Source organism: Candidatus Palauibacter polyketidifaciens (genome assembly GCF_947581785.1).
In the GTDB taxonomy this organism is placed as follows: domain Bacteria; phylum Gemmatimonadota; class Gemmatimonadetes; order Palauibacterales; family Palauibacteraceae; genus Palauibacter; species Palauibacter polyketidifaciens.
Genome location: NZ_CANPVO010000047.1, coordinates 42,633 through 64,845, shown reverse-complemented (window position 1 = coordinate 64,845; position 22,213 = coordinate 42,633). Strand labels below are relative to the sequence as shown.

23 protein-coding genes are annotated in these 22,213 nt (G+C 70.6%); 22 read left to right on the top strand and 1 reads right to left on the bottom strand.

Translation table 11 applies throughout. From position 1 onward, the window contains the following. The first annotated feature begins 9 nt into the window (after nucleotides 1–9). Together RN729_RS13215 and RN729_RS13210 are read left to right on the top strand one after the other, a co-directional pair. Nucleotides 10–1,107, top strand: coding sequence for a P1 family peptidase (locus RN729_RS13215; protein ID WP_310785462.1), 1,098 nt, complete (start codon nucleotides 10–12; stop codon nucleotides 1,105–1,107). Continuing rightward, nucleotides 1,104–2,825 (top strand): electron-transfer flavoprotein:ubiquinone oxidoreductase, encoded by a 1,722-nt coding sequence (locus RN729_RS13210; RefSeq protein ID WP_310785461.1) that lies wholly within the window; start codon nucleotides 1,104–1,106, stop codon nucleotides 2,823–2,825. The genes RN729_RS13215 and RN729_RS13210 overlap by 4 nt, the downstream gene beginning before the upstream one ends. Nucleotides 2,826–2,853: 28 nt before the next feature. On the opposite strand, the gene RN729_RS13205 is transcribed toward RN729_RS13210, so the two are convergent. Beyond that, on the bottom strand, nucleotides 2,854–4,149 hold the full coding sequence (locus tag RN729_RS13205) for a hypothetical protein (protein WP_310785460.1): 1,296 nt from the start codon (nucleotides 4,147–4,149) through the stop codon (nucleotides 2,854–2,856). A 35-nt stretch (nucleotides 4,150–4,184) separates the two neighbouring features. Between RN729_RS13205 and RN729_RS13200 the strand changes: the two genes are divergently transcribed. The 20 genes from RN729_RS13200 (at nucleotide 4,185) to tpiA (ending at nucleotide 22,202) form a co-directional block, all read left to right on the top strand. Further along, a complete protein-coding gene (locus RN729_RS13200; RefSeq protein ID WP_310785459.1) occupies nucleotides 4,185–4,970 on the top strand; it encodes a lysophospholipid acyltransferase family protein in 786 nt (261 codons plus the stop codon). Nucleotides 4,971–5,043: 73 nt separating this feature from the next. Next, the gene (locus tag RN729_RS13195) at nucleotides 5,044–5,181 is read left to right on the top strand and encodes a hypothetical protein (RefSeq protein WP_310785458.1); all 138 of its coding nucleotides are present in this window, start codon (nucleotides 5,044–5,046) and stop codon (nucleotides 5,179–5,181) included. A gap of 105 nt (nucleotides 5,182–5,286) precedes the next feature. Beyond that, nucleotides 5,287–5,538, top strand: a complete 252-nt coding sequence (locus RN729_RS13190) for a hypothetical protein (protein WP_310785457.1) — start codon at nucleotides 5,287–5,289, stop codon at nucleotides 5,536–5,538. Between the two features lie 62 nt (nucleotides 5,539–5,600). Further along, on the top strand, nucleotides 5,601–6,725 hold the full coding sequence (locus RN729_RS13185; RefSeq protein ID WP_310785456.1) for a citrate/2-methylcitrate synthase: 1,125 nt from the start codon (nucleotides 5,601–5,603) through the stop codon (nucleotides 6,723–6,725). A gap of 150 nt (nucleotides 6,726–6,875) precedes the next feature. Beyond that, complete coding sequence (locus RN729_RS13180) at nucleotides 6,876–8,321, top strand: leucyl aminopeptidase (RefSeq protein ID WP_310785455.1); 1,446 nt, start codon at nucleotides 6,876–6,878, stop codon at nucleotides 8,319–8,321. Continuing rightward, on the top strand, nucleotides 8,318–10,183 hold the full coding sequence (locus RN729_RS13175; protein ID WP_310785454.1) for a TonB-dependent receptor plug domain-containing protein: 1,866 nt from the start codon (nucleotides 8,318–8,320) through the stop codon (nucleotides 10,181–10,183). The genes RN729_RS13180 and RN729_RS13175 overlap by 4 nt, the downstream gene beginning before the upstream one ends. Before the next feature lie 31 nt (nucleotides 10,184–10,214). Further along, complete coding sequence (locus RN729_RS13170) at nucleotides 10,215–11,096, top strand: YicC/YloC family endoribonuclease (protein WP_310785453.1); 882 nt, start codon at nucleotides 10,215–10,217, stop codon at nucleotides 11,094–11,096. Beyond that, entirely contained in the window at nucleotides 11,093–11,749 is a 657-nt protein-coding gene (gene gmk, locus RN729_RS13165; protein WP_310785452.1) for a guanylate kinase, read from the top strand. Before RN729_RS13170 ends, gmk begins: the two co-directional genes overlap by 4 nt. A gap of 72 nt (nucleotides 11,750–11,821) precedes the next feature. Further along, nucleotides 11,822–12,043: a hypothetical protein gene (locus tag RN729_RS13160; protein WP_310758955.1), complete on the top strand. Its 222-nt coding sequence runs from the start codon at nucleotides 11,822–11,824 to the stop codon at nucleotides 12,041–12,043. Nucleotides 12,044–12,083: 40 nt separating this feature from the next. Continuing rightward, nucleotides 12,084–13,262 carry a bifunctional phosphopantothenoylcysteine decarboxylase/phosphopantothenate--cysteine ligase CoaBC gene (gene coaBC / locus RN729_RS13155; protein ID WP_310785451.1) on the top strand — a complete coding sequence of 393 codons (1,179 nt, stop codon included), beginning with the start codon at nucleotides 12,084–12,086 and terminating at the stop codon, nucleotides 13,260–13,262. Beyond that, complete coding sequence (locus RN729_RS13150; RefSeq protein WP_310785450.1) at nucleotides 13,259–14,074, top strand: uracil-DNA glycosylase; 816 nt, start codon at nucleotides 13,259–13,261, stop codon at nucleotides 14,072–14,074. Before coaBC ends, RN729_RS13150 begins: the two co-directional genes overlap by 4 nt. Then, nucleotides 14,067–15,452 carry a replicative DNA helicase gene (gene dnaB, locus RN729_RS13145; protein WP_310785449.1) on the top strand — a complete coding sequence of 462 codons (1,386 nt, stop codon included), beginning with the start codon at nucleotides 14,067–14,069 and terminating at the stop codon, nucleotides 15,450–15,452. The genes RN729_RS13150 and dnaB overlap by 8 nt, the downstream gene beginning before the upstream one ends. After that, the gene (gene ispD, locus RN729_RS13140) at nucleotides 15,452–16,180 is read left to right on the top strand and encodes a 2-C-methyl-D-erythritol 4-phosphate cytidylyltransferase (protein WP_310785448.1); all 729 of its coding nucleotides are present in this window, start codon (nucleotides 15,452–15,454) and stop codon (nucleotides 16,178–16,180) included. The genes dnaB and ispD overlap by 1 nt, the downstream gene beginning before the upstream one ends. Nucleotides 16,181–16,236: 56 nt before the next feature. Next, a complete protein-coding gene (locus RN729_RS13135; protein WP_310785447.1) occupies nucleotides 16,237–16,929 on the top strand; it encodes an L-threonylcarbamoyladenylate synthase in 693 nt (230 codons plus the stop codon). Next, nucleotides 16,926–17,414, top strand: a complete 489-nt coding sequence (locus RN729_RS13130) for a hypothetical protein (protein ID WP_310785446.1) — start codon at nucleotides 16,926–16,928, stop codon at nucleotides 17,412–17,414. The genes RN729_RS13135 and RN729_RS13130 overlap by 4 nt, the downstream gene beginning before the upstream one ends. Then, nucleotides 17,411–18,352, top strand: a complete 942-nt coding sequence (locus RN729_RS13125) for a hypothetical protein (RefSeq protein ID WP_310785445.1) — start codon at nucleotides 17,411–17,413, stop codon at nucleotides 18,350–18,352. Before RN729_RS13130 ends, RN729_RS13125 begins: the two co-directional genes overlap by 4 nt. Then, nucleotides 18,349–19,161: a ComF family protein gene (locus RN729_RS13120; RefSeq protein ID WP_310785444.1), complete on the top strand. Its 813-nt coding sequence runs from the start codon at nucleotides 18,349–18,351 to the stop codon at nucleotides 19,159–19,161. Before RN729_RS13125 ends, RN729_RS13120 begins: the two co-directional genes overlap by 4 nt. A 21-nt stretch (nucleotides 19,162–19,182) precedes the next feature. Then, nucleotides 19,183–20,211, top strand: a complete 1,029-nt coding sequence (gene gap, locus RN729_RS13115) for a type I glyceraldehyde-3-phosphate dehydrogenase (RefSeq protein WP_310785443.1) — start codon at nucleotides 19,183–19,185, stop codon at nucleotides 20,209–20,211. A gap of 21 nt (nucleotides 20,212–20,232) precedes the next feature. Next, nucleotides 20,233–21,429: a phosphoglycerate kinase gene (locus RN729_RS13110; RefSeq protein WP_310785442.1), complete on the top strand. Its 1,197-nt coding sequence runs from the start codon at nucleotides 20,233–20,235 to the stop codon at nucleotides 21,427–21,429. After that, nucleotides 21,426–22,202, top strand: a complete 777-nt coding sequence (tpiA, locus tag RN729_RS13105) for a triose-phosphate isomerase (protein ID WP_310785441.1) — start codon at nucleotides 21,426–21,428, stop codon at nucleotides 22,200–22,202. Before RN729_RS13110 ends, tpiA begins: the two co-directional genes overlap by 4 nt. Nucleotides 22,203–22,213: the final 11 nt, after the last annotated feature.

Below are 22,213 nucleotides of genomic sequence, written 5' to 3'. Positions count from 1 at the left end.
GCGATGGCGGTGTTTCCGCCTGCGGACGCTGTAGGCCAGGAGGCGCGGCCGGCCGACGGGGAGCGGCCGCGGGCGCGGGAGGCGGGCGTCCTCATCGGGCGGCTGCCGACGGGGCCGCTGAATGCGATCACGGACGTGCCCGGCGTGCGGGTGGGCCACCGCACCGTGTGGGAGGCCGACTCGATCCGCACGGGGGTCACGGCGATTCTTCCGCACGGGGACAACGTGTTCGAGCGGCGGGTGCGGGCGGCCATCGCGGTCGGAAACGGGTTCGGGAAGCTGGTGGGGCTGAGTCAGGTCAACGAACTCGGCGAGATCGAGACGCCGATCCTCCTCACCGGGACGCTGAGCGTGTTCCGGGCGGCGGACGCGCTCCTCGATACCCTCCTGTCGCTCCCGGCGAACCGCGAGGTACGGTCGATGAACCCGGTCGTCGGCGAGACGAACGACGGGTACCTGAGCGACATCCGCGTCCGCCCGATCCGGCCCGAACACGTGCGCGAGGCGCTGCGGACCGCGGCCGGCGGCCCGGTGGAGGAGGGGACGGTCGGGGCGGGGACGGGGACGATCGCCTTCGGCTGGAAGGGCGGCATCGGGACTTCGTCCCGGCGGGTGGAGATCGGCGGGCGGATCGTGACCGTCGGCGTGCTCGTGCAGAGCAACTTCGGGGGCTCGCTGCGGATCGACGGCGTGCGCGTGGGAGAGAAGCTCGCTGCGGCCGGCCTGCGCGGCGCCCGCGACCAGGGCGATGGCGACGGGTCCGTGATGATCGTGATCGCGACGGACCTGCCGCTGGCGCACCGCGAACTGGACCGGGTGGCCGACCGCTCGTTCATGGGGCTCGCCCGCACCGGGTCGTACATGTCGCACGGTTCCGGCGACTACGCGATCGCCTTCTCGACGGGGGAGGGTGAGGCGGTCCGGGGCGGCGGCGCGTTGTCGCGCGTCTTCGAGGCGGTGGTCGAGGCGACGGACGAGGCCGTCATCAACTCCCTCTTCGGAGCGACGTCCGTGACGGGGCACCGGGGACGGACGGTCGAAGCGCTCCCGCTCGAACCCACGCTGGAATTGCTCCGCGAGGCGGGCGTTCTCGGGACGCCGCGGTGAAACAGTTGATTCCCGCTTTCGAGCAGCCACCGCTGCCGGCGGGGCGCTTCATCGTCGAAGAGGATCCCGATCCGGAAGCCGTACCGTTGGATGTCCTTTTTGTGGGCGGCGGTCCCGCCGGGCTCGCGGGAGCGATCCGGCTGGCGCAACTCGCGGCGCGCGACCGCGCGAAAGGCGGGCCACTCGCCGACCTGGAGATCGGCGTCCTCGAGAAGTCGGGCGAACTCGGGGAGCACTGCCTCTCCGGGGCGGTCGTGAACCCCGGGGCCTTCCGCACGCTCTTCCCGGACCTCGACGAGGCTGACTTCCCCTTTCGGGGCCGCGTGGCGGGCGACCGAGTGCTGCTTCTCACGGAACGGGGGAAGATCCGGCTCCCGACCCCGCCCTCGATGCGGAATCACGGCCATCACGTGGCCTCGATCTGCGAGATCGTGCGCTGGCTGGGAGGACAGGCGGAGGCACTCGGCGTGAACGTGTTCACGGGGTTCCCCGCCGACGCGCTCCTGATGCGCGGGGGGCAGGTCGTCGGCGTCCGCACGACGCCCGCCGGTCTGGACCGCGAGGGGAACCCGGCGGCCGGCTACATGCCGGCCACGGACCTCTCCGCGCGGGTCACGGTGCTCGCCGAAGGGACCCGCGGGCCCCTGAGCCAGGCTTGGCTCGAGCGGGAGGGCGTCGGCTCGGCGAACCCGCAGATCTTCGCGCTCGGCGTCAAGGAACTGTGGGAAGTCGCGGACCCGCCCGGCGCGGTCACCCATACCATGGGCTGGCCGCTCCCGTGGGACGCGTTCGGGGGCAGCTTCATCTATCCCATGGGCGGGAATCTCGTGTCGCTGGGCCTCGTCGTGGGTCTCGACGCGCCCTACGTGGATCTCGACGTGCACGCGCTGTTGCAGCGCTTCAAGCACCACCCGTTCGTGCGCGGGGTCCTGGAGGGGGGCGAACTCGTGGAGTGGGGAGCGAAGACGATTCCGGAAGGCGGTTATCACGCCATCCCGGACCGGCTGAGCGGGGACGGCCTGCTCATCGCGGGGGATGCCGCGGGACTCGTCGATGTCGCCTCCCTCAAGGGCATCCACTACGCGATGCGGTCGGGAGTCCTGGCGGCGGAAGCCATCGGCCGAGCCCTATCGGACCTGGGCGAGCGGGCGAGCGGAGGCGAGGGCGCGCAGGGCCGCGAGGGATCGGACGGCGCGGTCCCGGCGGCTCGATTGGCGTCCTACGACGCGGCGCTGAGGGAGAGCCTCATCCAGGACCCGCTGTACCGCAACCGGAACCAGCGGCTCGCCTTCAAGTCCGGCTTCTACGCCGGGGGCGTCAAGGCGGGGCTCATGCAGGCGACGGGCGGAACGTTTCCCGGCGCCCGGATCTCGAGCGAGTCCGACGCGGCGGGCCCTCGTTACAAGCGCCTGGGGCTCGACTCCGCGTACGACTCGGAGCACGCCGTCACCAAGGTCGACGCGGTCTTCCGCTCCGGGAACGCGACCCGGGACGACATTCCCTCGCACCTCCTCCCCGGGCCGGCAGCCGGCGCGGAGGTGTCGCCGGAGATGGCGGAAATTTATGCGAGCCTCTGCCCTGCGGGCGTGTACGAGCGCGACGGCGACCGCCTCGTCGTGAATGCGCCGAACTGCATCGACTGCAAGGCGACGGACGTCCTGGGTCCCCGCTGGACGCCGCGGGAGGGCGGCAGCGGCCCGGCCTACAAGAGGATGTGAGCCGGACGGCTCGACACGGCCGGCCCGGTCAGCGTGCTCCGGTCGCGCGCGCGGCGCTCCATCCGAGGAGCGAGAACGCGTCGGCGACCTGCTCGTACCCCGTCCGCATGAGGAAGGCGGAGTTCTTGCCGAAGCTCTTGGCGCCCAGGATGAAGAAACCGGGCTCGGGGTTGCGCAGCGTCTCGGGCCCGAGCGCGTCCGCCGCGATACAGCAGTCCGCCGGCTCGTCGCCCCGCGGGCCCTGAGCGGCGAGGAGCGCGGCGGAGACCCCCATGGGGCCGTGAGACGCGTAGCAGACGTGCACCTGGAGCTGGCGATACAGCCGGTCGTCGGGTTCGTAACCGACATTCGCCACGATCCGGTCGAAACGGTCGCGCCGGACGTTCCCCGCGATCTCCAGGTCGACCTCGAACCCGCGCGAATCGCGCTGGGCGACGGAGAGAAGCCGGCTCCGGGAGAGCCACTCGCAACCGGGGGGCGGCTCGGCGGCGATCGCGTTGGCCCGGCGCGTGAGCCTCACGCGCTCGGGGAGGGGATCGTCCGGGATCGCCCGCAGCGGGGTGTCGTGAGCCTCGCGGCTGGCCCAGGTGAACCGCGTCCCCGGGACGGAGCGAGCGAGCGCCGCGAGGGCGCACGCGGTGGTGGCAGCCGAATGACCGTTTCCGAGGAGGAGCGTGCGCCGCGCGGCGTAGCGCCCACGCTGGGCGCCGAGCACATCCCGGACGCGGTATTCGATCGCGCGTCGCGCGGACCGCTCGCCGACGGCGGGCGTGCCGCTTGGCCCCGCCCAGTTGGGCCGCCCGTAGGTCCCCGAGCAGTCGAACACGGCCCGGGCGAACACCTCGGTCTCGGCGCCGTTCTCCTCCACGAGCAGCCGGAAGGGCTGTTCGGCCCGGGCGGCCTCGCCGAGCGCCTCGCCCTTCAGCCGATCCGCCCGGGCGGCGTCGCGCACGCGCGCCCCCTCGCGAAGATCCACCCGCGACCGCAGGGATTCGGCCAGCGGCAGCAGGTAACGCGTCCGCAACTCCGTGCCCGTGAGCAGCGCCCCCGCCGCCGGCAGTTCCGCCTCCCGGCCACCCAGGAGTTCCAGCCCCGCGGGCCCCGCGTTCCATTCGAACGGGGAGAAGAGTCGCAGCCAGCCCCAAGCGCGGACGTGGTCCGCCACCGCCCCGGCGTCGAACAGGACCGTCGCAAGTCCGGCGCGGGTCGCCCGGGCCGCAGCCTCGAGCCCGACCGGCCCGGCTCCGATGATGGCAAGATCCATCGTTCGCACGCGCGCTGGCTCCAGATCGTCGTGGTTCACTGCCGTCTCGGCCGCCTTCACTGGCGTCTCGACCGCCCGGCCTTCCCGTCGATTCCGTGGCAACCTACTCTCAGGCGATGACGGATCGCGAGAACCCGAAGCGGGCGAGCGTGTCGCCGCCGGATTGGGCCCCGGGCCCCATCACGCGGTGGCTGACGCCGGTCACTCGCTGGATCATCACGAACTTCGTGGCTCCACCCTGCGTCTTCCTTCTCTTCGGTCTCCTCAACCGGACGCGGGTCTACGGGCGACGACGAATCCGCCACGTCCCGAACACCCTCGTTCTCTCGAATCACCAATCGATGATCGACTCGTTTCCGATCGCCTACTACCTCTTTTTCCCGGAAAAGATGTTCAGGCCCGAACTGGCGCCCTGGAACGCGGCCGCAGCGGAGAACTTCTTCAAGAACCCGTTCTTTGCCTGGGTGTTCCACCAGTTCCAGTGCATTCCGGTGCGGCGCGGCCGCCGCGACTTGAGCGCGATGATCCGCTCGGCCAACGTGCTTCGAGCGGGGATCCTCACCTTCTTCCCGGAGGGTACGCGCTCGCGGGACGGCCGGGTCGGACGCGGGCGGGCGGGCGCGGGCATGGTCATCCTCCAGACCCGTCCCCAGGTGGTCCCGATCACGCTGGAGGGGCTCGATCGCGTCCTTCCCATAGGCTCCCGCCTTCCGCGGATCGGGCAGCGGGTGTCGATCTACGTGGGCCGGCCCGTGCCGTACGACGACCTCGCCGCCGAGGGCCGTTCGCGAAAGAACGCCCAACAGATCGTCGATCGGGTGATGGAGCGGATCGCCTTCCAGCAGCGCGTTCTCCGGCGCATGCACCGCCGCCGCAAGTAGCGGCCCGCGGCAACAGCCGTGCCGCGTTCGGGCGGCGCTGGACATTCGCGGTCAGATCCGACATTCTTCCCGCATGACTATCACAGTGTACTACGTCCTCGTGACGCTCTTGCTCGGACTGCTCGTAGGCCTTCTCATGGGCGGCGGTTTCGCGTTCGCCTGCCGGCTCCCCGGACTCGATGCGTCTGACCGGGAGGTCCCGCCGGGCTGACCGAATCAGACCGCATTCGCCGATCCCTCCGACCGCGAACCTTCTTCCCGATTTCGTGATCGCACGCTATCTTTCTAGGCTGCGTTCCTGCCGCGAGAGGTGCAAATGACAAAGACCTTCCAGGATGACGACGGGCGCCGGTGGAAAGCATGGCTCGCTTCGCGCGAGGTTTTCTGGCCGGACCCGAATGAAAAGGCGCCGCCCGACGATTTCGAGGCGGTCGTGTTCGTCTGTTTCTCCGATCCGTATCAGAGCCAGCGGCGGCTTCGGCTTCCGCAGGGTTCGTTCGAACAGCTCAGTCTCGATGATCTCAAAAAGCACTTCAAGCAGGCGAAACTCGATCCCGCCATCCGCTAGGGACACGACACTCGCCGTCCGCGCGGACGCTCCCGCGCCATACCGAAAGGCCTTGTGACAGAATGACCGCCGCCGCCGGGAAAGGGCTAGAAGGCGTCGTCGCCTCGCAGACTTCACTCAGCTTCATCGACGGACTCAAGGGCATCCTCGTCTATCGGGGCTACAACATCCACGAACTCGCGCCGAACGTCTCGTTCCCCGAGAGCGTGTTCCTGCTCTGGAACGGGCGGCTGCCAAGACGCTCGGAACTCGATGAGTTCGAGGTGACGCTGGCCGCACAGCGCACGCTGGACCCGAGAACCGTGGAGGGACTGAAGGGTCTTCCGGCGGAGACCGTGCCGATGTCGGCCCTTCGGACCGGGATCTCGCTGGAGGGCGTGTACGATCCGGATGCCGAGGACAACTCGGCCGAGGCGAACCGGCGCAAGGCCGAGCGGCTCGTAGCGCGGACCCCCACGATCATTGCGGCGATACACCGCATTCGGCAGGGGCTGGAGCCGCTGGATCCCGACCCATCGCTCTCGCTGTCCGCCGACTTCGTGAGGATGGCGAACGGCGAACCCGGCACGGACGAAGCCGTCGATGCGCTCGACCGGACGCTGCTCCTGTACCTCGACCACGGGTTCAACGCGTCGACCTTCGCGTGCCGCGTCATCGCCGCCACGCTCGGAGACATGCACTCGGCCGTGACCGGGGGCGTGGGGGCGCTGAAGGGTGAACTGCACGGCGGGGCGAACGCGAGGGCCATGCACACGCTGCTTGAGATCGGCGACCCGGAAAACGTCGGGCCGTGGCTCGACCGGGCCTTCGCGGAGAAGCGAAAGATCATGGGCTTCGGCCACCGCGTCTACAAGACGGAGGATCCGCGGGCGACGCACCTTCGCGAGATGTCCCGCGTGCTCACGCAGCAGGCGGGGCTCGGGAAGTTCTACGAGATGTCCCGGAAGCTCGAGGACCGGATGATCTCCGAGAAGGGGATCAACCCGAACGTCGACTTCTACTGCGCGACGGTCTACTACGCTCTGGGCATCCCGATCGACCTCTACACGCCGCTTTTCGCGATAGGGCGGATGGGCGGCTGGACGGCGCACGTGATGGAGCAGCACGCGGACAACCGGCTCATTCGGCCCCGTGCGGAGTATGTGGGGGAGATGGACCTGCGCTGGGTGCCGATGGACGAGCGCTGAGCCGAAGTCGCGGAAGGGGCCGGGGCCCGCCGCGTCCGGCGCCGGCCAACACGCCAACGGAAGCGGGCCGCAGGCCTCAAGGGGGCTGCCGAGCCCGCTTTTTTCGTAGCGGCAAGGGTTGAGACAAGAGTCGAGAGAAGGAAGGTGTCGGTGGAGATACGCTCGGGGATACCTGTCGAACGGGAACTGGATGCTCTCGTCATCCCGTGGCTCGATGACGCGGATGCGACGGGCGAGTGGTGGGAAAGCGCGGCGACGGCGTGGCTGGAGAGCCGTGGGGGCTCCGGGGAGGCATCGGGCTGGGTGCGGCTCGGAGCCGTGGACGCTCCCGACGTCTTCGTCGTTCGCCTCGACGCCGGAGCGCGGCCGATGGAGGAGTCGTGCCGGCGGGCGGCGGGGGCCGGCGTCCGGGCGGCTCGCGAGCGCGGGCTCGGGTCGGTCGGGTTCCGCGTGCCGGAGACGGCGGGCGGCGTGGCGTGGCAAGCGTCCGCCGAGGGGCTCGCGCTCGGTGACTGGCGTTACGACGGACTCCGCGACACGGAGGGCCGCGCTGCCGCCCCGGAAGAGCGGATCCTCATCGCCGCGGGCGAGGCCGGCCCGGAGGCAGAAGCCGCGGTGCGGCGGGGCTGCGTGCTCGCCGAGGCGCAGAACGCCACGCGCGAACTCGTGACGCTCCCGGGCAACGTGGCGACCCCGCGCTACCTCGCCGCGGAGGCGGAGCGGCTGGCCGGAGAATACGGCTTCCGGGTTGAGGTGTGGGACCGGGGAAGGCTGGAGGAGGAGGGATTCGGGGGACTCCTCACGGTGGCCCGCGGGTCCGTGGAGGAGCCGCGCTTCATCGAGATGGAGCACGAGGGATCGGGGGGAGACCCCGTCGTCGTTGTCGGCAAGGGCGTGACCTTCGATGCCGGAGGTATCTCGCTCAAGCCCGCCTCGGGCATGGAGGACATGAAGTACGACATGGCGGGCGCCGCGGCCGTGTTCGGGGTCATGATCGCGGCGGCGCGCCTCGAGATCCCGCAGCGGGTGATCGGCCTCGCGCCCGTGACGGAGAATCTCCCGGCGGGGGACGCCGTGAAGCCGGGGGACGTGATCCGCGGACTGTCGGGCAAGTCGATCGAGGTCATCAACACGGACGCGGAGGGTCGCCTCATCCTGTCGGACGCGCTGACGTACGCACAGCGGCTGGACCCGGTGGCGATCGTCGACATGGCCACGCTGACCGGGGCCTGCGTCGTCGCCCTCGGCCATCACGCGGTGGCCGTGCTCGCGAACGACCGGAACATGGCGGACGAGCTGTCGGAGGCCGGCGAAGCGACGGGGGAACGGACGTGGCCTCTGCCGTTGTGGAAGGTCTACCGAGCCCAGCTCGACTCCGATATCGCGGACATCAAGAACATCGGCGGCCGGGGCGCGGGCACGATCACCGCGGGCTGGTTCCTGCGCGAGTTCGTGTCGGACGACGTGCCCTGGGCCCACCTCGACATCGCGGGCACGGCGTGGGCGAAGGAGGCACGCGGCTGGCAGCCGAAGGGAGCCACCGGGGTCGGAGTCCGGCTCGTCCATGAATGGCTGCGCGTCCGCGAGGGAGGGTGACGAAGATCTTCCTCCGCGTTCTCGGCGCCGGCGCGGAGTTCTTCCGCAGGCTGCCGGGCGCGCTGCTGCTCACCTTCGCGGGCATCTCCGCGGCGCACGCCCAGGACCCGCCGATCCCCGACAGCCTGGAGATCGTGCCCGACTCGGTCCTCGCCGCCTTCGCCGACAGCACGCCGGGACGGGCCCAGAGCTTTCCGGGGCGGCTGACGGGGCTGCGCGGCCCGACGCACGAGATCTTCGACTGCGACCGCGAGTGCGTGCACGCGTCGCCCTCGTTCACCCTCCTCGAACTCCTGCTCGAGCACGTTCCGGGCATCACGGGGGTTCGCGGGGAGTTCTTTCAGGGGCCCCACCACGTCTTCGACGGCGGCTTTGGGCCGGGGTTCGCGGCCCTATACGTCGACGGCCGCGAAATCCTCCCCCTCTCCCGGACTCAGACGGACCTCCGGCGCGTGTCGCTGAACTACGTCGACCGGGTGCGCGTGTATCGCGGCGCGGACGGCCTCGTCATCGACGTGGACCTCATCCGCCACGACGGCGTCCAGGCCTACTCCCGCGTGAGCGGGCTGACGGGGGATCCCCGCTCCGAGATCCTCGACGCCGTCTTCGCCAACTCGCTGGGCGGGGCGTCCAACATCGAAGCCTCCTTCGAGCGGTACGACGTCCAGGATCGGCAGAACAACCAGGATCGATTCGCCGTACAGGGCCGCTTCTCGTGGATGCCGCGCTCCAACGACTTCGGGATGCAGTTCGAGGTTCGCAACGAGACCATCGAGCGCACCGGGCTCGACACGCTCGAGTTCTCCCGCAGGGAGTTTGTGCTCCGCACGCGGGCGAACCTCGGGGAACGGGCCCAGCTCGAAGCCTACGGGCAGGCCACGAGTTTCACGGATGTCGTCGCCAACCTCCCGGACAGCATTTCGCCGCCGCAACGGGGTGCGGATGGCGTCGGCGTACGGTTCTCGGCGCAACCGGGGTCGGGCGGGATCTCGATGGGCCTCCGTTTCGCCGGGCGTGACCCCTACGCATCGCGCCTCGCGGATCTCTCCGCCTGGCAGCCCATCGGTCCCTTCGCGCTCGAGGGGGGAGCCGAACTCGCGAGCTGGAACGAGTTCCCGACGAAGTCCTGGCGGGCGGGGGCGGCCTTCCGGGAGACGCTCCTCTTTCCGATCGAGTTGAGGGCGTTCACGGCGGAGGGAACGCGGGGGATCGGCTTTCCCCAACATCCCATGCTCGACACCCTCCCGATGTCGGAATTCCTGCCTGCGGACAGCCTGCGGTTCGACTCCCGCGGCGCCTCGGCGGCCCTCGCGGTCGGGCCGTTCAACCTCTCCGGCCGCTACTCGGCACAATGGATGGACCGGCAGGTCGGCTTCGGCGCCCCCTTCGACCGTCTCGTCGTCGCGGATTCCTCGGAGGTGGACATCACTTCGCTGGAAGTGCGCTTCGATGGGCCGGTCGTGCCCCTCGGCGTGCTGCTGCGGGGAGTGGAGCCCATCCGGCTGCGCGCTTCGTGGCGAAAGTTCGATTCCCGCGGTGCCGAGACGCTCTTTCTCCCCGAACGCCTCTTCCGCACGGAGCTGTACCTTTACGACACCTTCTTCGACGAGCACCTCCGGATCTGGGTGTCCGTGTTCATCGATCGCCGCGGGGAGCGGCTGGTCCCCGTCCCGGGTTCGCCCGATCCGGTGATGCTGGACGCTGACAGCTGGATGGGCGGACACCTGATGTTCAAGATCGCCGACTTTCGGTTCTTCTGGCGATTCGGCAACCTGGGTGCAGACCGAATCGGAGATTTTCAGGGCGCGCACTTCCCCCGGCAGCTCAACGTGTTCGGTCTTCGCTGGGAGTTCTTCAATTGATCGGCCGGGCGCCGCGCCGGGAGATGCCGAAGTGATTCGCAGCATGACCGGCTACGGGTCGGCGACCGTGACGCGGGAGGGCGGCACGGTCACGGTCGAAGCGCGCTCGGTGAATTCCCGGGGGCTGAAGGTCGTGGTGAAGGCGCCCCCCGGCCGGGAGCGCTGGGAAAGCGAGCTTCGCACCCTCTCGGAGTCCCGGGCCCGCCGCGGCCGGCTGGATCTCTTCGTCCGCGTGGAGGGCGCGTCGGACGAGGGCGACGCTAGCCTGGACGAGGCACGCGTACGGGAAGTGCTCGATGCGTGCGCACGGCTTCGGGATGACTTCGGGGTTTCCGGCGAACCGGACATCGCTTCGCTGCTTCGCGTGGGCGGCATCTTCCGGAAAGCGGGCGGCGAGGGCGCGGAGTTCGTCCCGGAGATGGAGGATGTGAAGGAGGCGGCGGCGGACGCGCTCGACCTCCTGGTGGAGATGCGGGACCGGGAAGGGGCCCGGCTCGAAGTCGACCTGCGGGGACGGCTGGCGGGAATCCGGGAGGCGGTCGATGGCGCGGAGGTGCTGGCGCCGGAACGGCTCGAACGCGAGCGGCGCCGGCTTCGCGACGCGGTCGTGGACCTCGCCGGGAAGGGCCTGGATGAGGATCGGCTAACGCGCGAGATCGCGCTCATTGCGGACCGCTGGGAGATCAGCGAGGAACTCGTGCGCGCCCGCTCGCACGTCGAAGCCTTCGAGGAGTTCCTCGAGGCCCCGATCGACGAGCCCGTGGGGCGGCGGCTCGGCTTCCTCGTGCAGGAGTTGCAGCGCGAGGTCAACACGCTGGGCGCAAAGGCGAATGACTCCCGAATATCGAGACTCGTGGTGGAAGCGAAGAACGAGATCGAGAGGCTCCGGGAGCAGGTGGAAAACGTCGAGTGAGCCCCGCGGCGACCGGGTCGCGTACCCTCTTTCCCGTCATCCTCGCGGGACCCTCCGGAGCGGGGAAGACGACGATCCGCGATCGGCTGCTCGCCGAGACCGGTTCCCCCGGGTTTTATTTCTCGGTTTCGATGACGACGCGGGCGCCGCGGGCGGGCGAACGGGATGGAGTAGACTACCGGTTCGTCTCGCGGCCCCGGTTCGAGGCGCTGGTGGATTCCGGCGCGATGCTCGAATGCGCGACCGTCCACGGCGAACGCTACGGGACCCCGCGGGACAACCTCGACCGGGCGCGGGAAGCCGGCGCCCACCTCCTGCTCGACATCGACGTGCAGGGGGCTCGGCAGGTGTGGGAGGCCGTCGCGGAGGTCCTCTCGATCTTCATCGTCCCCCCCACCGCGGCCCGGATCGCGCGGCAGCTGCGGGGGCGGGGCAGCGAGAGTCCGGAGCAGCTCCGGCGGCGGCTCACGAACGCCCGATCGGAGCTGGAAGCCGCGGCGGAGTTCGATCGTCTCGTCGTCAATGACCGGATCGAGGACGCCGTCGCCGAAGTGTCGGCGCTCGCGTCTAAGGGGCTCGTACCGGACCGCCGTCTCGGAGCGGCGGAGCGGCGGCACGTGCAACGCATCATCGGCGAGTTGGATGCCGTCTGACGCATGTGGTAGATTCTTGAACAGTTGCGGTCCGGCGAGTGACCGCGGCACGGAATAAAAGGGAGAGATGGAATGAAGGTGTTTACGCCGGACGCCGTGGCGAAGGCGGCGACGAACAAGTACCTGGGCGTCCTCGTTGCCGCGAAGTATGCGCGCGAACTCAACGCCCTGCCGCTCGAACGCTCGCCGTACGGCGCGGAGAAGCTGACGACGGTCGCGGCGGACGCGCTGACCTCGGAAGAGAAGAAGCTGCAATACCGGCTGGTTCGGGCGCGCCCCACCCTCATGCCCTAGCGCGCCGGGCACTCCCGTGCGGCCCTTCGACGGTCGTCGCGTGCTGCTCGTCGTATCCGGCGGGATCGCCGCGTACAAGAGCGCGATCCTCACCCGCCGCCTGATCGAGGCCGGGGCCGGAGTCGAGGTCATCCTGACCGCCGCGGCCGAGCGCTTCATCGGGCGCGTCACCTTCGAGGGGATTACGGGCCGCCCGGCACACGCGTCGCTGTGGGACCGGCCCATGGCGCACCTGGACCTCGGTCTCGAAGCCGATATCGTCGTCGTCGCGCCCGCGACGGCCAACCTCATCTCCAGGCTCGCCGCCGGCGCCGCGGACGACCTGGCGGCGACCGCCGTGCTGGCCTCGCGCGCGCCGGTGATCCTCTGCCCTGCGATGAACACGCGGATGTGGGAGCATCCGATCACGCAGGCGAACGTCGCGCGGCTCGTCGATGTCGGGTACGGGGTCGCCGGGCCCGCCGATGGTCCGCTCGCGGAGGGGGAGAGCGGGCCGGGACGGCTCCTGGAGCCGGAGGAGATCCTGTCGCGCATCGGGCGGGCGCTCGAAACGGCCACCGGCCTGCGCGGACGGAAGGTCATCGCGACGGCGGGGCCGACGCGAGCCGCACTGGATCCCGTCCGCTTCATCTCGAACCGTTCTTCGGGTCGCATGGGGTTCGCGCTCGCCGAGGCCGCCTGGCGGCGCGGGGCCGATGTCACGCTCATCAGCGGGCCCGGCCGGCTGCCGCGACCCCCGGGGCCCGACGTGGTGGAGGTCGAGACGGCCGACGAGATGCTGGCCGCGCTGGAGACGGCGTTGACCGATGCGGACATCCTTCTGATGGCCGCCGCCGTCGGCGACTTCGAGCCGACCCGCGCGGCCGACTCGAAGATCAAGAAGGGAGACGGGTTCCAACTCTCGCTCCGCGCGGGCCCGGACCTGCTGTTGGAGACGCGGGCGTTCCGCGAACGAAAGGGAATCTTTACTCTGGGTTTTGCGCTTGAGACGGAGGACCTCCTGGCCCGCGGACGAGAGAAACTCGAGCGGAAAGGCATGCACGTCGTTGCGGTGAACTCGGCCGTGGAGCCCGGTGCGGGATTCGGGTCCGAGACGAACCGCATCACGTTGATCGACCGGAGCGGCACGGCCGAGGAGTTGCCTTTGGCGAAGAAGACGGAGTTGGCGGACGAACTGCTCGACCGGATCGAAGCCTCGATGGCGGCGGCGGAGAGTTGAACCCGCCGGATGCCGAAGCCCGGACGCTCGCCCGCGCCTTTCTCGAGCAGACGCTCTCCTCGGAGGGGAACGCGCTCATGCTCGAGCACGCGACGCGCGACGAGGTCGTGCGCCGTCTGGCGTCCGCCCGGCGCGTGGCGCACGCGGCCGCCGCGGCTCCCCCGGACGGTGACGCCCGCCCGGGCGCCGCAGTGACGAGCCCGCCCGCCACGGTGACGCGGTCGGAGATCGCCGAGGCGCCGGATCTGGAGGCGCTGGCCGCGCTCGTCGCCTCCTGTACTCGCTGCACGCTCCACGAATCGCGGAAGAACCCGGTTTTCGGCGAAGGGGCGGGGAACGCCCGCGTCGTGTGCGTGGGAGAGGCTCCAGGCAAGCATGAAGATGACACCGGCCGCCCCTTCGTCGGCCGCGCCGGCCAGCTGCTCGACCGTCTGCTGATGTCGATCGGGCTTCCGCGGACCTCCGTCTATATCTGCAACGTGCTGAAGTCCCGGCCGCCCCGGAACCGCGACCCGCTCCCCGAAGAGGTTGCGGCCTGCGCCCCCTATCTCCTGCGACAGCTTGCGCTCATCGAACCCGAGGTGATCATCGCCTTCGGCGCCTTCGCCGCGCGCACCTTGCTCGAAACGAAAGCCGCGCTCGGCCGGCTCCGCGGCACCGTGCACCGCTATTCCGGGTACCCTGTCGTCGCCACCTACCACCCGGCGGCGCTCCTCCGTAACCCCGGCTGGATCCGGCCGACGTGGGAGGATCTGCAGATCGTGCGCCGCATGCTCGACGGCGCCGGAGACCGCGAGGCCCGCAGTGGTTGAGACGGCGATCAGCCTCCCCAGCGACGAGATCGAGGCCCGGCGCACACCCTGGTCCGAGGAGGCCGAGATTTCGGTCCTCGGGGCGATGCTCATCGACGGCGATTCCGTCGCCATCGCCCTCGAGCGAATCGACGATTCCGCCTTCCACCGGGAGGGCAACCGCCGGATCTTCCGCGCGATGGTGCGCCTGTACGGACGCGGCGACGTCATCGACGCCGTCACGCTCGCGGACGAGCTGCAGAGCGCGGCGGAACTCGATGCCGTCGGCGGGATGGCGTACCTCGCGAAGCTCGTGGACGCCGTGCCCACCGCCGCCAACATCGCCTACCACTGCCGAATTCTGCGCGACAAGACGGTGCTTCGGCGGCTCATCTCCAGCGCGACCGAGATCATCCAGGACGCCTACGAAACGGGGTCGGGAGAGGTCGACGAGACGCTCGACCGCGCGGAACAGAGGATCTTCGAGATCTCGCAGGCGGAGCAGCGCGGGACCTTCGTCCGCATCAAGGAAGTCCTGCGCTCGACGATGGACCGGATCGACGAACTCGTGCGGAACCCGGGCTCGATCACCGGCGTCGCATCCGGATTCTCCGATCTCGACCGGATGACCGCGGGGTTTCAGCCGGCCGACCTCGTCGTCCTCGCCGGGCGACCCTCGATGGGCAAAACGGCCCTCGCGCTGAACATCGCCCAGCACACGGCGATCGGCGAGGATGTCCCGGTGGCGATCTTCTCGCTCGAAATGTCGAGAGAGTCGCTCGTCCAGCGGATGCTGAGCGCAGAGTCCAAGGTGGATTCGAGCCGGATCCGGACGGGCCGACTGACATCCGACGACTTCACGCGGCTGGCGAGCGGAGCCGGACACCTGAACACGGCGCCGATCTGGATCGACGACACTCCCGCGATCTCGCCCATCGAACTCCGGGCCAAGGTGCGGCGCCTCCACGCGGAAGTCGGTGTCGGGCTCGTCGTGCTCGACTACTTGCAGCTGATGTCCGGCGGCGCGCGGGTCGAGAACCGCCAGCAGGAGATCAGCGCGATCTCCCGGTCGCTCAAGGCGATCGCGAAGGAGGTCGGCGTGCCGCTCCTCGCGCTCTCCCAGCTCTCGCGGGCGCCCGAGCAGCGCGAGGGGAATCGGCCGCGGCTCTCCGACCTTCGCGAGTCGGGCGCGATCGAGCAGGATGCGGACGTCGTCCTCTTCATCTTCCGCGAGGAGATGCACCGCAAACCGGAAGAGGTGGAGGAACGGGGATTGGCGGGGAAGGCCGAACTCATCGTGGGCAAGCAGCGCAACGGGCCGACGGGGACCGTCGAACTCTATTTCCACAAGGCCTTCACGGCGTTCGAATCCGTGAGCCGCCGTCCGGAACCCGACTAGTGCCGGCGGGAGGCCCGGCAGCCGTCCGCGGCGTCGGCGCCGTCGTCGTCGCGGCGGGGCAGGGACACCGCTTCGGCGCGTCGCGGCCCAAGCAGTTCGTCGACCTCTGCGGCATGCCCGTGCTCGCCTGGTCGCTGCGGACGCTCGTGAACCATCCCGACATCGATCGGGTCGTGCTCGTGCTCTCGCCGTCGCGGGCAGCCTCGCCCCCGGCATGGCTTCCGGACGGGGTTCTCGTCGTGCCGGGCGGGGTGTTTCGGGCTGATTCCGTGCGTGCCGGCGTCGAGGCCCTGGCGGGCGAGGTCCAGACCGTGCTCGTGCACGATGGGGCGCGTCCGTTCGTGTCGGCCGCGCTCGTTTCCCGCGTCGTGGAAGGGGCTCGCGCGGGCCCGGTCGTACCGGTGATCGCCGTGGAGGACACCGTGAAACGCGTGGACGAGGGAGGCTGGATCGAGGGGACCGTGCCGCGCGAGCGACTCTGGCGCGTGCAGACGCCACAGGGGTTTCCGGCCGAGGTTCTGAACCGCACCCACGCGGTCGACGATGCGGGCGCCTGGGAAGCGCAGGACGCCGCCGCCATGACGGACGACGCGCTGCTCTGCGAACGGCTCGGCATCGACGTTGCGACTGTGGAGGGAGATCCGGCGAACCTGAAGATCACGACGGCGGGCGACCTCTCGCTCGCGCGCGCCATGGTTCAGGCCGGGTTGATCGCCGCGGCGAACTAGTGGGTACCAGTGTCGGGTCCTCGTTACTTCATGGAGACGGCGGGAAGGGTATCGACGTGGTGAAGTGGCACGAGTGGGTGGGCGCTTCGGGGACCGCCGGGCGGGTCCGGGCGCTCGCGACCGATGATGAAGCGTTCGACCGGGCGGGGGCGCTGCTCGACGCCGGGGGGGTCGTGGCTCACCCGACCTCGACAGTGTACGGGCTGGGTGGCCGGCCGCGGCCGGAGGTCGACGCGCGGATCGCCGCGATCAAGGGTCGGCCGCCGGGGCCGTTGATCCGGCTCGCCGCGAGCCGCGATGCGGTCATCGAGGCGCTGCCCGGGGTCCGGTGGACGGACGCCGCGCGCCGGCTCGCTGATACCTTCTGGCCGGGACCGCTCACTCTGGTGCTGGAGGACGGCAGCGACACCGGCGTGGCCGTGCGCGTCGACCCTCATCCGGTCGTGAGACGCCTCCTCGACCGCGCCGGCGGGCTGCTGACTTCCACCAGTCTGAACGTGACGGGGAGCCCCCCGGCGAGGACGGGCGGGGAGGTGCGCGCCGTCCTGTCGGGGATCGGGTCCGAGGCGGGAGCGGTGGGTTGGCTCGACGCAGGGGATCTGGCCGGCTCGACCCCGTCGACTCTCGTGCGCGTGACGGAGGACGCAGTCGAGATACTACGGGAGGGGGCCGTGCCGGCGGCGGATGTCACCCGGGCCCTCACGCCGCATCCCCGATCCCCGCACCCTGTCGGAGAATCGTCCCGATGAACCTCCTCTTCGTCTGCACCGGCAACATATGCCGCAGTCCGATGGCCGAGGTGATCGCGCGGGCGGAAGCCGGCGCGCGGGGGTGGGGGGAGGTCTCCTGCGCATCGGCGGGCACCTTCGCGTTTCCCGGCCAGCCGGCCTCGGGTCCCGGGATCGCGGTCGCAGCCGCGCACGGGCTCGACCTCGCGGAGCACCGTTCCCGTGAACTCTCGCTCGAACTGCTCGAATGGGCCGACGTGATCATCGGCATGGAGGCGTCGCACGCCCGGGCGGCGGCGCGCTTGGCTCCGGATGCGGCGATCCACGTCATGACGGACTTCCTGCCCGCGGACCACGAGCGGAGCGTGGGCGGGGTCCCCGATCCCTACGGCGGCGATGTCGAGACGTACGAGGAGACGCGGGCGTTGCTGAGGCTGGCGATGCGGGGGTTCTTCGACGCGCTCGATGAAGACGAACGGGGAGGACGCGAAGGGTCCGGGTCGTGACGCTCCGTTTCGCGCTTCTCGGGGACCCCGTGAGGCACTCGATTTCACCCGCGATGCACCGCGCGGCCTTCGACGTCCTTGGACTCGACGCGGAGTACACCGCCCGACGGACCGCGCCGGACGAGGTCGGACCCATCATGCGGAGCGCGGATCTGGCGGGCGGGAACGTGACGCTCCCGCACAAGCTGCGGGCGGCCCGGGCGCTCGCCCGGCCGAGCGCGGCGGTCCGCGCGACCGGGGCGTGCAACTGCTGGTGGCGACGACTGGATGGCGAACTCGCGGGCGACAACACGGACGTCGGCGGGCTCCACACCGCCTTTTCCCGCTTCGGTTTCGAGCCGCGGGGCGCGCGCGTGCTCCTCCTGGGCGCCGGGGGCGGGGCCCGGGCGGCGGTCCATGCGCTGCTCGAAGGCGGGGCGTCGTCCGTCGAGGTCCTCAACCGGACGCCGGCCCGGGCACGCCAGCTGCGAGACCGGGCGCTCGCCCACGCGACCGCCGTCGCCGCCGCAACCGGCGCCGCCGGCGCGCCCGAGGCCGACCGCGTGGCCGCCGCTGACCGCGTGGCCGACACCGTGCGCGTGGTCGCCGCGCCGCACGCCGGTGCGACGTACGATCTCGTGCTGAATTCGACGAGCCTCGGGCTTGCTCCCAGGGATCCGCTCCCTCTCGAGCTGGATCGGATCGCGGTCGGTGCGCGGTTTAGCGCCGCCTTCGACATGGTGTACGCGTCGGGAGAGACCGCGTGGGTTCGACACGCGCGCTCTCTCGGAATCCGGGCCATCGGCGGACTCGACATGCTCGTGGGCCAGGCGGCGCTCTCGCTCGAGCGGTGGTTCCCCGGCCGCGCGGCTCCCTTTGAAGCGATGCGGGAGGCGGCGGTGGCTGAACTCGGGAGCCGGCCGGCGCCGGAACCCGGGGCCGGATCCAGCGCCGCGTGAGGGCCGTGGCGTGGGCTGGCCGGCTCGGTCTCGTGGGCAGAGCGGCCGCCGCGGCCTTCGATGCGCTCGTGCCCGCGGCATGCGTGGGGTGCCGCCGCGGCGTCGCTCCCGATGGCCCGCCGCTGTGCGCCCTCTGCCGGTCGCGACTCCCCCGGCTCGCGAGTCCGCGCTGCCCGCGCTGCGCTCAGCCGCTCGGCAACATCGCCGCGGCGGCCGGAGAAATTGTGCCGTGCGGCACGTGCGAGGAGTGGCCCGACGTCCTGGTGGCGGCCGGCGCGCCCTTCGTCTTCGAAGGTCTGGCCGCCCGGACGGTGCACGCCCTGAAGTACGACCGCTGGCGCGCCCTCGCTCCGTGGATGGCCGCGCGCATGGCTCCCGCCGCCGAGGCGATGGCGTCGCGGATCGGCGAGGGCGACCCCTGGCTGATCCCGGTGCCGCTCACGCCCGCCCGGCAGCGGGAACGGGGATTCAACCAGGCCGCGGAGCTCGCCCGCGCGCTCGCCGACCGCGGCGTCGGGTCGCTGGGGCCCTTCCTCGATCGCCGGCCGGGCGGCGGCCGCCAGGCGGGCGTCCGCGGGGCTCTGCGCCGAGCGAACGTACAGGGCCGATTCCGGTTGCGCGCCGGCCTCCCGGACGAGCGCGGATGTGCCATGATCGTCGATGACGTGCTCACGACCGGAGCCACTGCGATCGCCTGCGCCGAGACGCTGGCCGAGGCTGGATTCCGCAGCGTGGCCACCGTTAGTTTTGCGCGCACCTTGCGTCCCCTGGACGGGGACGAATCGCCGACCGGGCGGCTTCGCCCATAGTTCTTCCCGAGAGGAATCCGAATGAGTGTGAGGGTTGCCATCAACGGTTTCGGCCGCATCGGCCGGAACATCCTCCGCGCGGCGCTTCAGGACCCGCGCGGGGACCTTGATTTCGTTGCGATAAACGACCTCACGGATGCGGCGACGCTCGCCCATCTGTTCAAGTACGACTCCGTGCACGGGCGCTTTCCCGGCGACGTGCGCGTGGACGGCGGGGAACTCGTCGTGGGAGAGGAACGCGTGCGCGTCTTCTCGGAGCGCGACCCGGCCGACCTCCCGTGGGCGGAACTCGATGTCGACATCGTGATCGAATCCACGGGCATCTTCCGCAAGCGGGAGGACGCGACGCGGCACCTGCGGGCCGGCGCGAAGAAAGTCCTCATCTCCGCGCCCGGCATCGAGCCGGACATCACCCTCGTCCTCGGCGTGAACGCGGACGAATACGACCCGGCGAAGCACGACGTGATCTCGAACGCGAGCTGCACGACCAACTGCATCGCTCCGGTCGTCAAGGTTCTGCTGGACCGCTTCGGTTTCGAGCGCGGCCTGATGACGACGGTCCACGCGTACACGAACGGGCAGCAGCTCCTCGACCTCCCGCACAAGGACCTCCGGCGCGCCCGCGCCGCGGCGGTCTCGATTATCCCCACGACGACGGGCGCCGCGAAGGCCGTGGGTCTCGTGCTCCCGCAGGTGAAGGGGAAGCTCGACGGGATGGCGATGCGGGTCCCGACGCCGGACGTGTCGATCGTGGACCTCGTGGCCACGGTGTCGCGGGACACGTCGGCGGACGAAATCAACGCCGCATTTCGCGAGGCGGCGGAGGGTCCGCTCGATGGCGTGCTCGAATACACCGAGGAACAGCTCGTATCCATCGACTTCACGGGACACCCGGCGAGCGCAATCGTCGACGCGCAATCGACGTCGGTCATGGACGGCACGCTCGTGAAGGTCATCTCTTGGTACGACAACGAGTGGGGGTACTCGAATCGCCTCGTGGACCTGGCGAGTTTCGTCGGAGAGCGTCTGCCCGCCGCCGTCGGGGCCTGAGCGGCCCGCTCCCGTTCCCTCGTGACCCGGACGCTGCGCGACCTCCCGGCCGGACTGGCCGGGAAGCGGGGGCTCGTGCGGGTGGACTACAACGTGCCGCTCGACGCCGGACAGGTCGCGGACGCGACGCGCATCGAAGCTTCGCTGCCGACGCTCCGGTGGTTGCTGCGGCGTGACGTCCGGCCGGTGCTGCTGTCGCACCTGGGCCGGCCGGGCGGGCAGCCGAACCCCGCGCTGTCGCTCGCGCCCGTAGCCTCCGCGCTCGCCGGCCTCCTCGACGCCGAAGTCCTCTTTTCCGCGCCGTGCGACGGCGAGGATGCGCTCCGCGCCAGCCGCGAACTGGGGACCGGGCAGATCCTCCTCGCGGAGAACACGCGTTTCCTGCCCGGGGAGACGGCAAACGACGACGCCCTCGCCGGGCGGCTCGCCCGGCTCGGCGACTTCTTCGTCAACGACGCGTTCGGCACGCTGCACCGCGCGCACGCTTCGACGACGGGCGTGCCCGCGCTCCTGAGCCCTTCGGCCGCGGGGTTGCTCGTCGAGCGCGAACTCGAGGCGCTGGGTGCGCTCGACCGCCCGCGCCGTCCCTTCATTGTCGCCTTCGGGGGGGCCAAAATCGGCGACAAGATCGAGCTCATGCGGCGCTTCACGGAACGCGCCGACCTGATCCTCGTGGGCGGCGCGATGGCGAACACGTTCCTCCGTGCGCAGGGCATCCAGACAGGTAGCTCGCTCGTCGAGGAGGAGGCGCTCGATCTCGCCCGGTCGATCCTGGCTGCCGGCGGGGAACGGATCCGCCTGCCGGCGGACGTGATGGTCCTGGACCGGTCGGGCGGGAAAGGGGACGACGTGGAGAGCGTCGCGGTCGGCGCGATCGAGCCGGGGATGGCCGCCCTGGACATCGGGCCCGAGTCCCGCGCCAGCTACGCCAAGGCGTTGGACGGGTGCGCCGCCTTCTTCTGGAACGGTCCCATGGGTCTGTTCGAGGATCCGCGGTTCGCGGCGGGCACCTTCGCCGTCGCCGAAGCCGCCGCGCAGGCGACCGCGGCGGGCGCGTTCACCGTCATCGGGGGCGGCGACTCCGCGGCCGCCGTTCGCCGGGCCGGGCTTCTCGACCGCGTATCGCACGTCTGCACCGGCGGCGGCGCGGCCCTCGAGTACCTGTCGAGCGGGCGTCTGCCCGGACTCGACGTTCTCAACGAAAGGACACGCTCGTGAGTCACCCGCCGAGTCAGCCGCGCACCCCCGTATTCGCCGCGAACTGGAAGATGTCGCACGGCCCTCCCGAGACCGGGGCGTTCGTGGAACGGTTCACGGCGCGCCACAGGCGCCGCAGCGACGCGACCGTGGTCATATTCCCCCCCGCGATCAGCCTGGCGGCCTTCGCCGCGGCGGCCTCCGAGCGTCCGGACCTCGAGTTCGGCGTCCAGGACGTGCACACCGAGCTCGAAGGCGCGCACACGAGTGGAATCTCGGCCGCCATGGTCCCGGCGACGGGCGCCACCTGGGCGCTCGCGGGCCATTCGGAACGCCGGCGGGAGTTCGGCGACACCGATGCGGACGTGGGGCGCAAGCTCGTTCGCATCCTCGAGGCCGCCCTCCGTCCCGTCCTGTGCGTGGGCGAGACGCTCGAGGAACGGGAGTCCGGACGACTCGCGACGGTCCTCGAGGCCCAGATCCGGGGAGCGATCCGCCCTCTCGACCGCGAGGGCCGAGCCGGCCTCGTCTACGCCTACGAGCCCGTGTGGGCAATCGGCACCGGACGCACGGCGAGCCCCGCCGACGCCGCCGAGGCCCACGCCATTGTGCGCGAGCAGTTGGTGCGGGCCGAAGGCTGCGATGCCGAGCAGGCGGCGATCCTTTACGGCGGGAGCGTCAAGCCGGCCAACATCGAGGCGCTCCTGGCGGCGCCCGGCGTGGACGGCGTGCTCGTGGGTGGCGCGAGCCTCGACCCCGACAGCTGGGCCGCGATCTGCGCGGCGGGCCGATAACCTGTATCTGC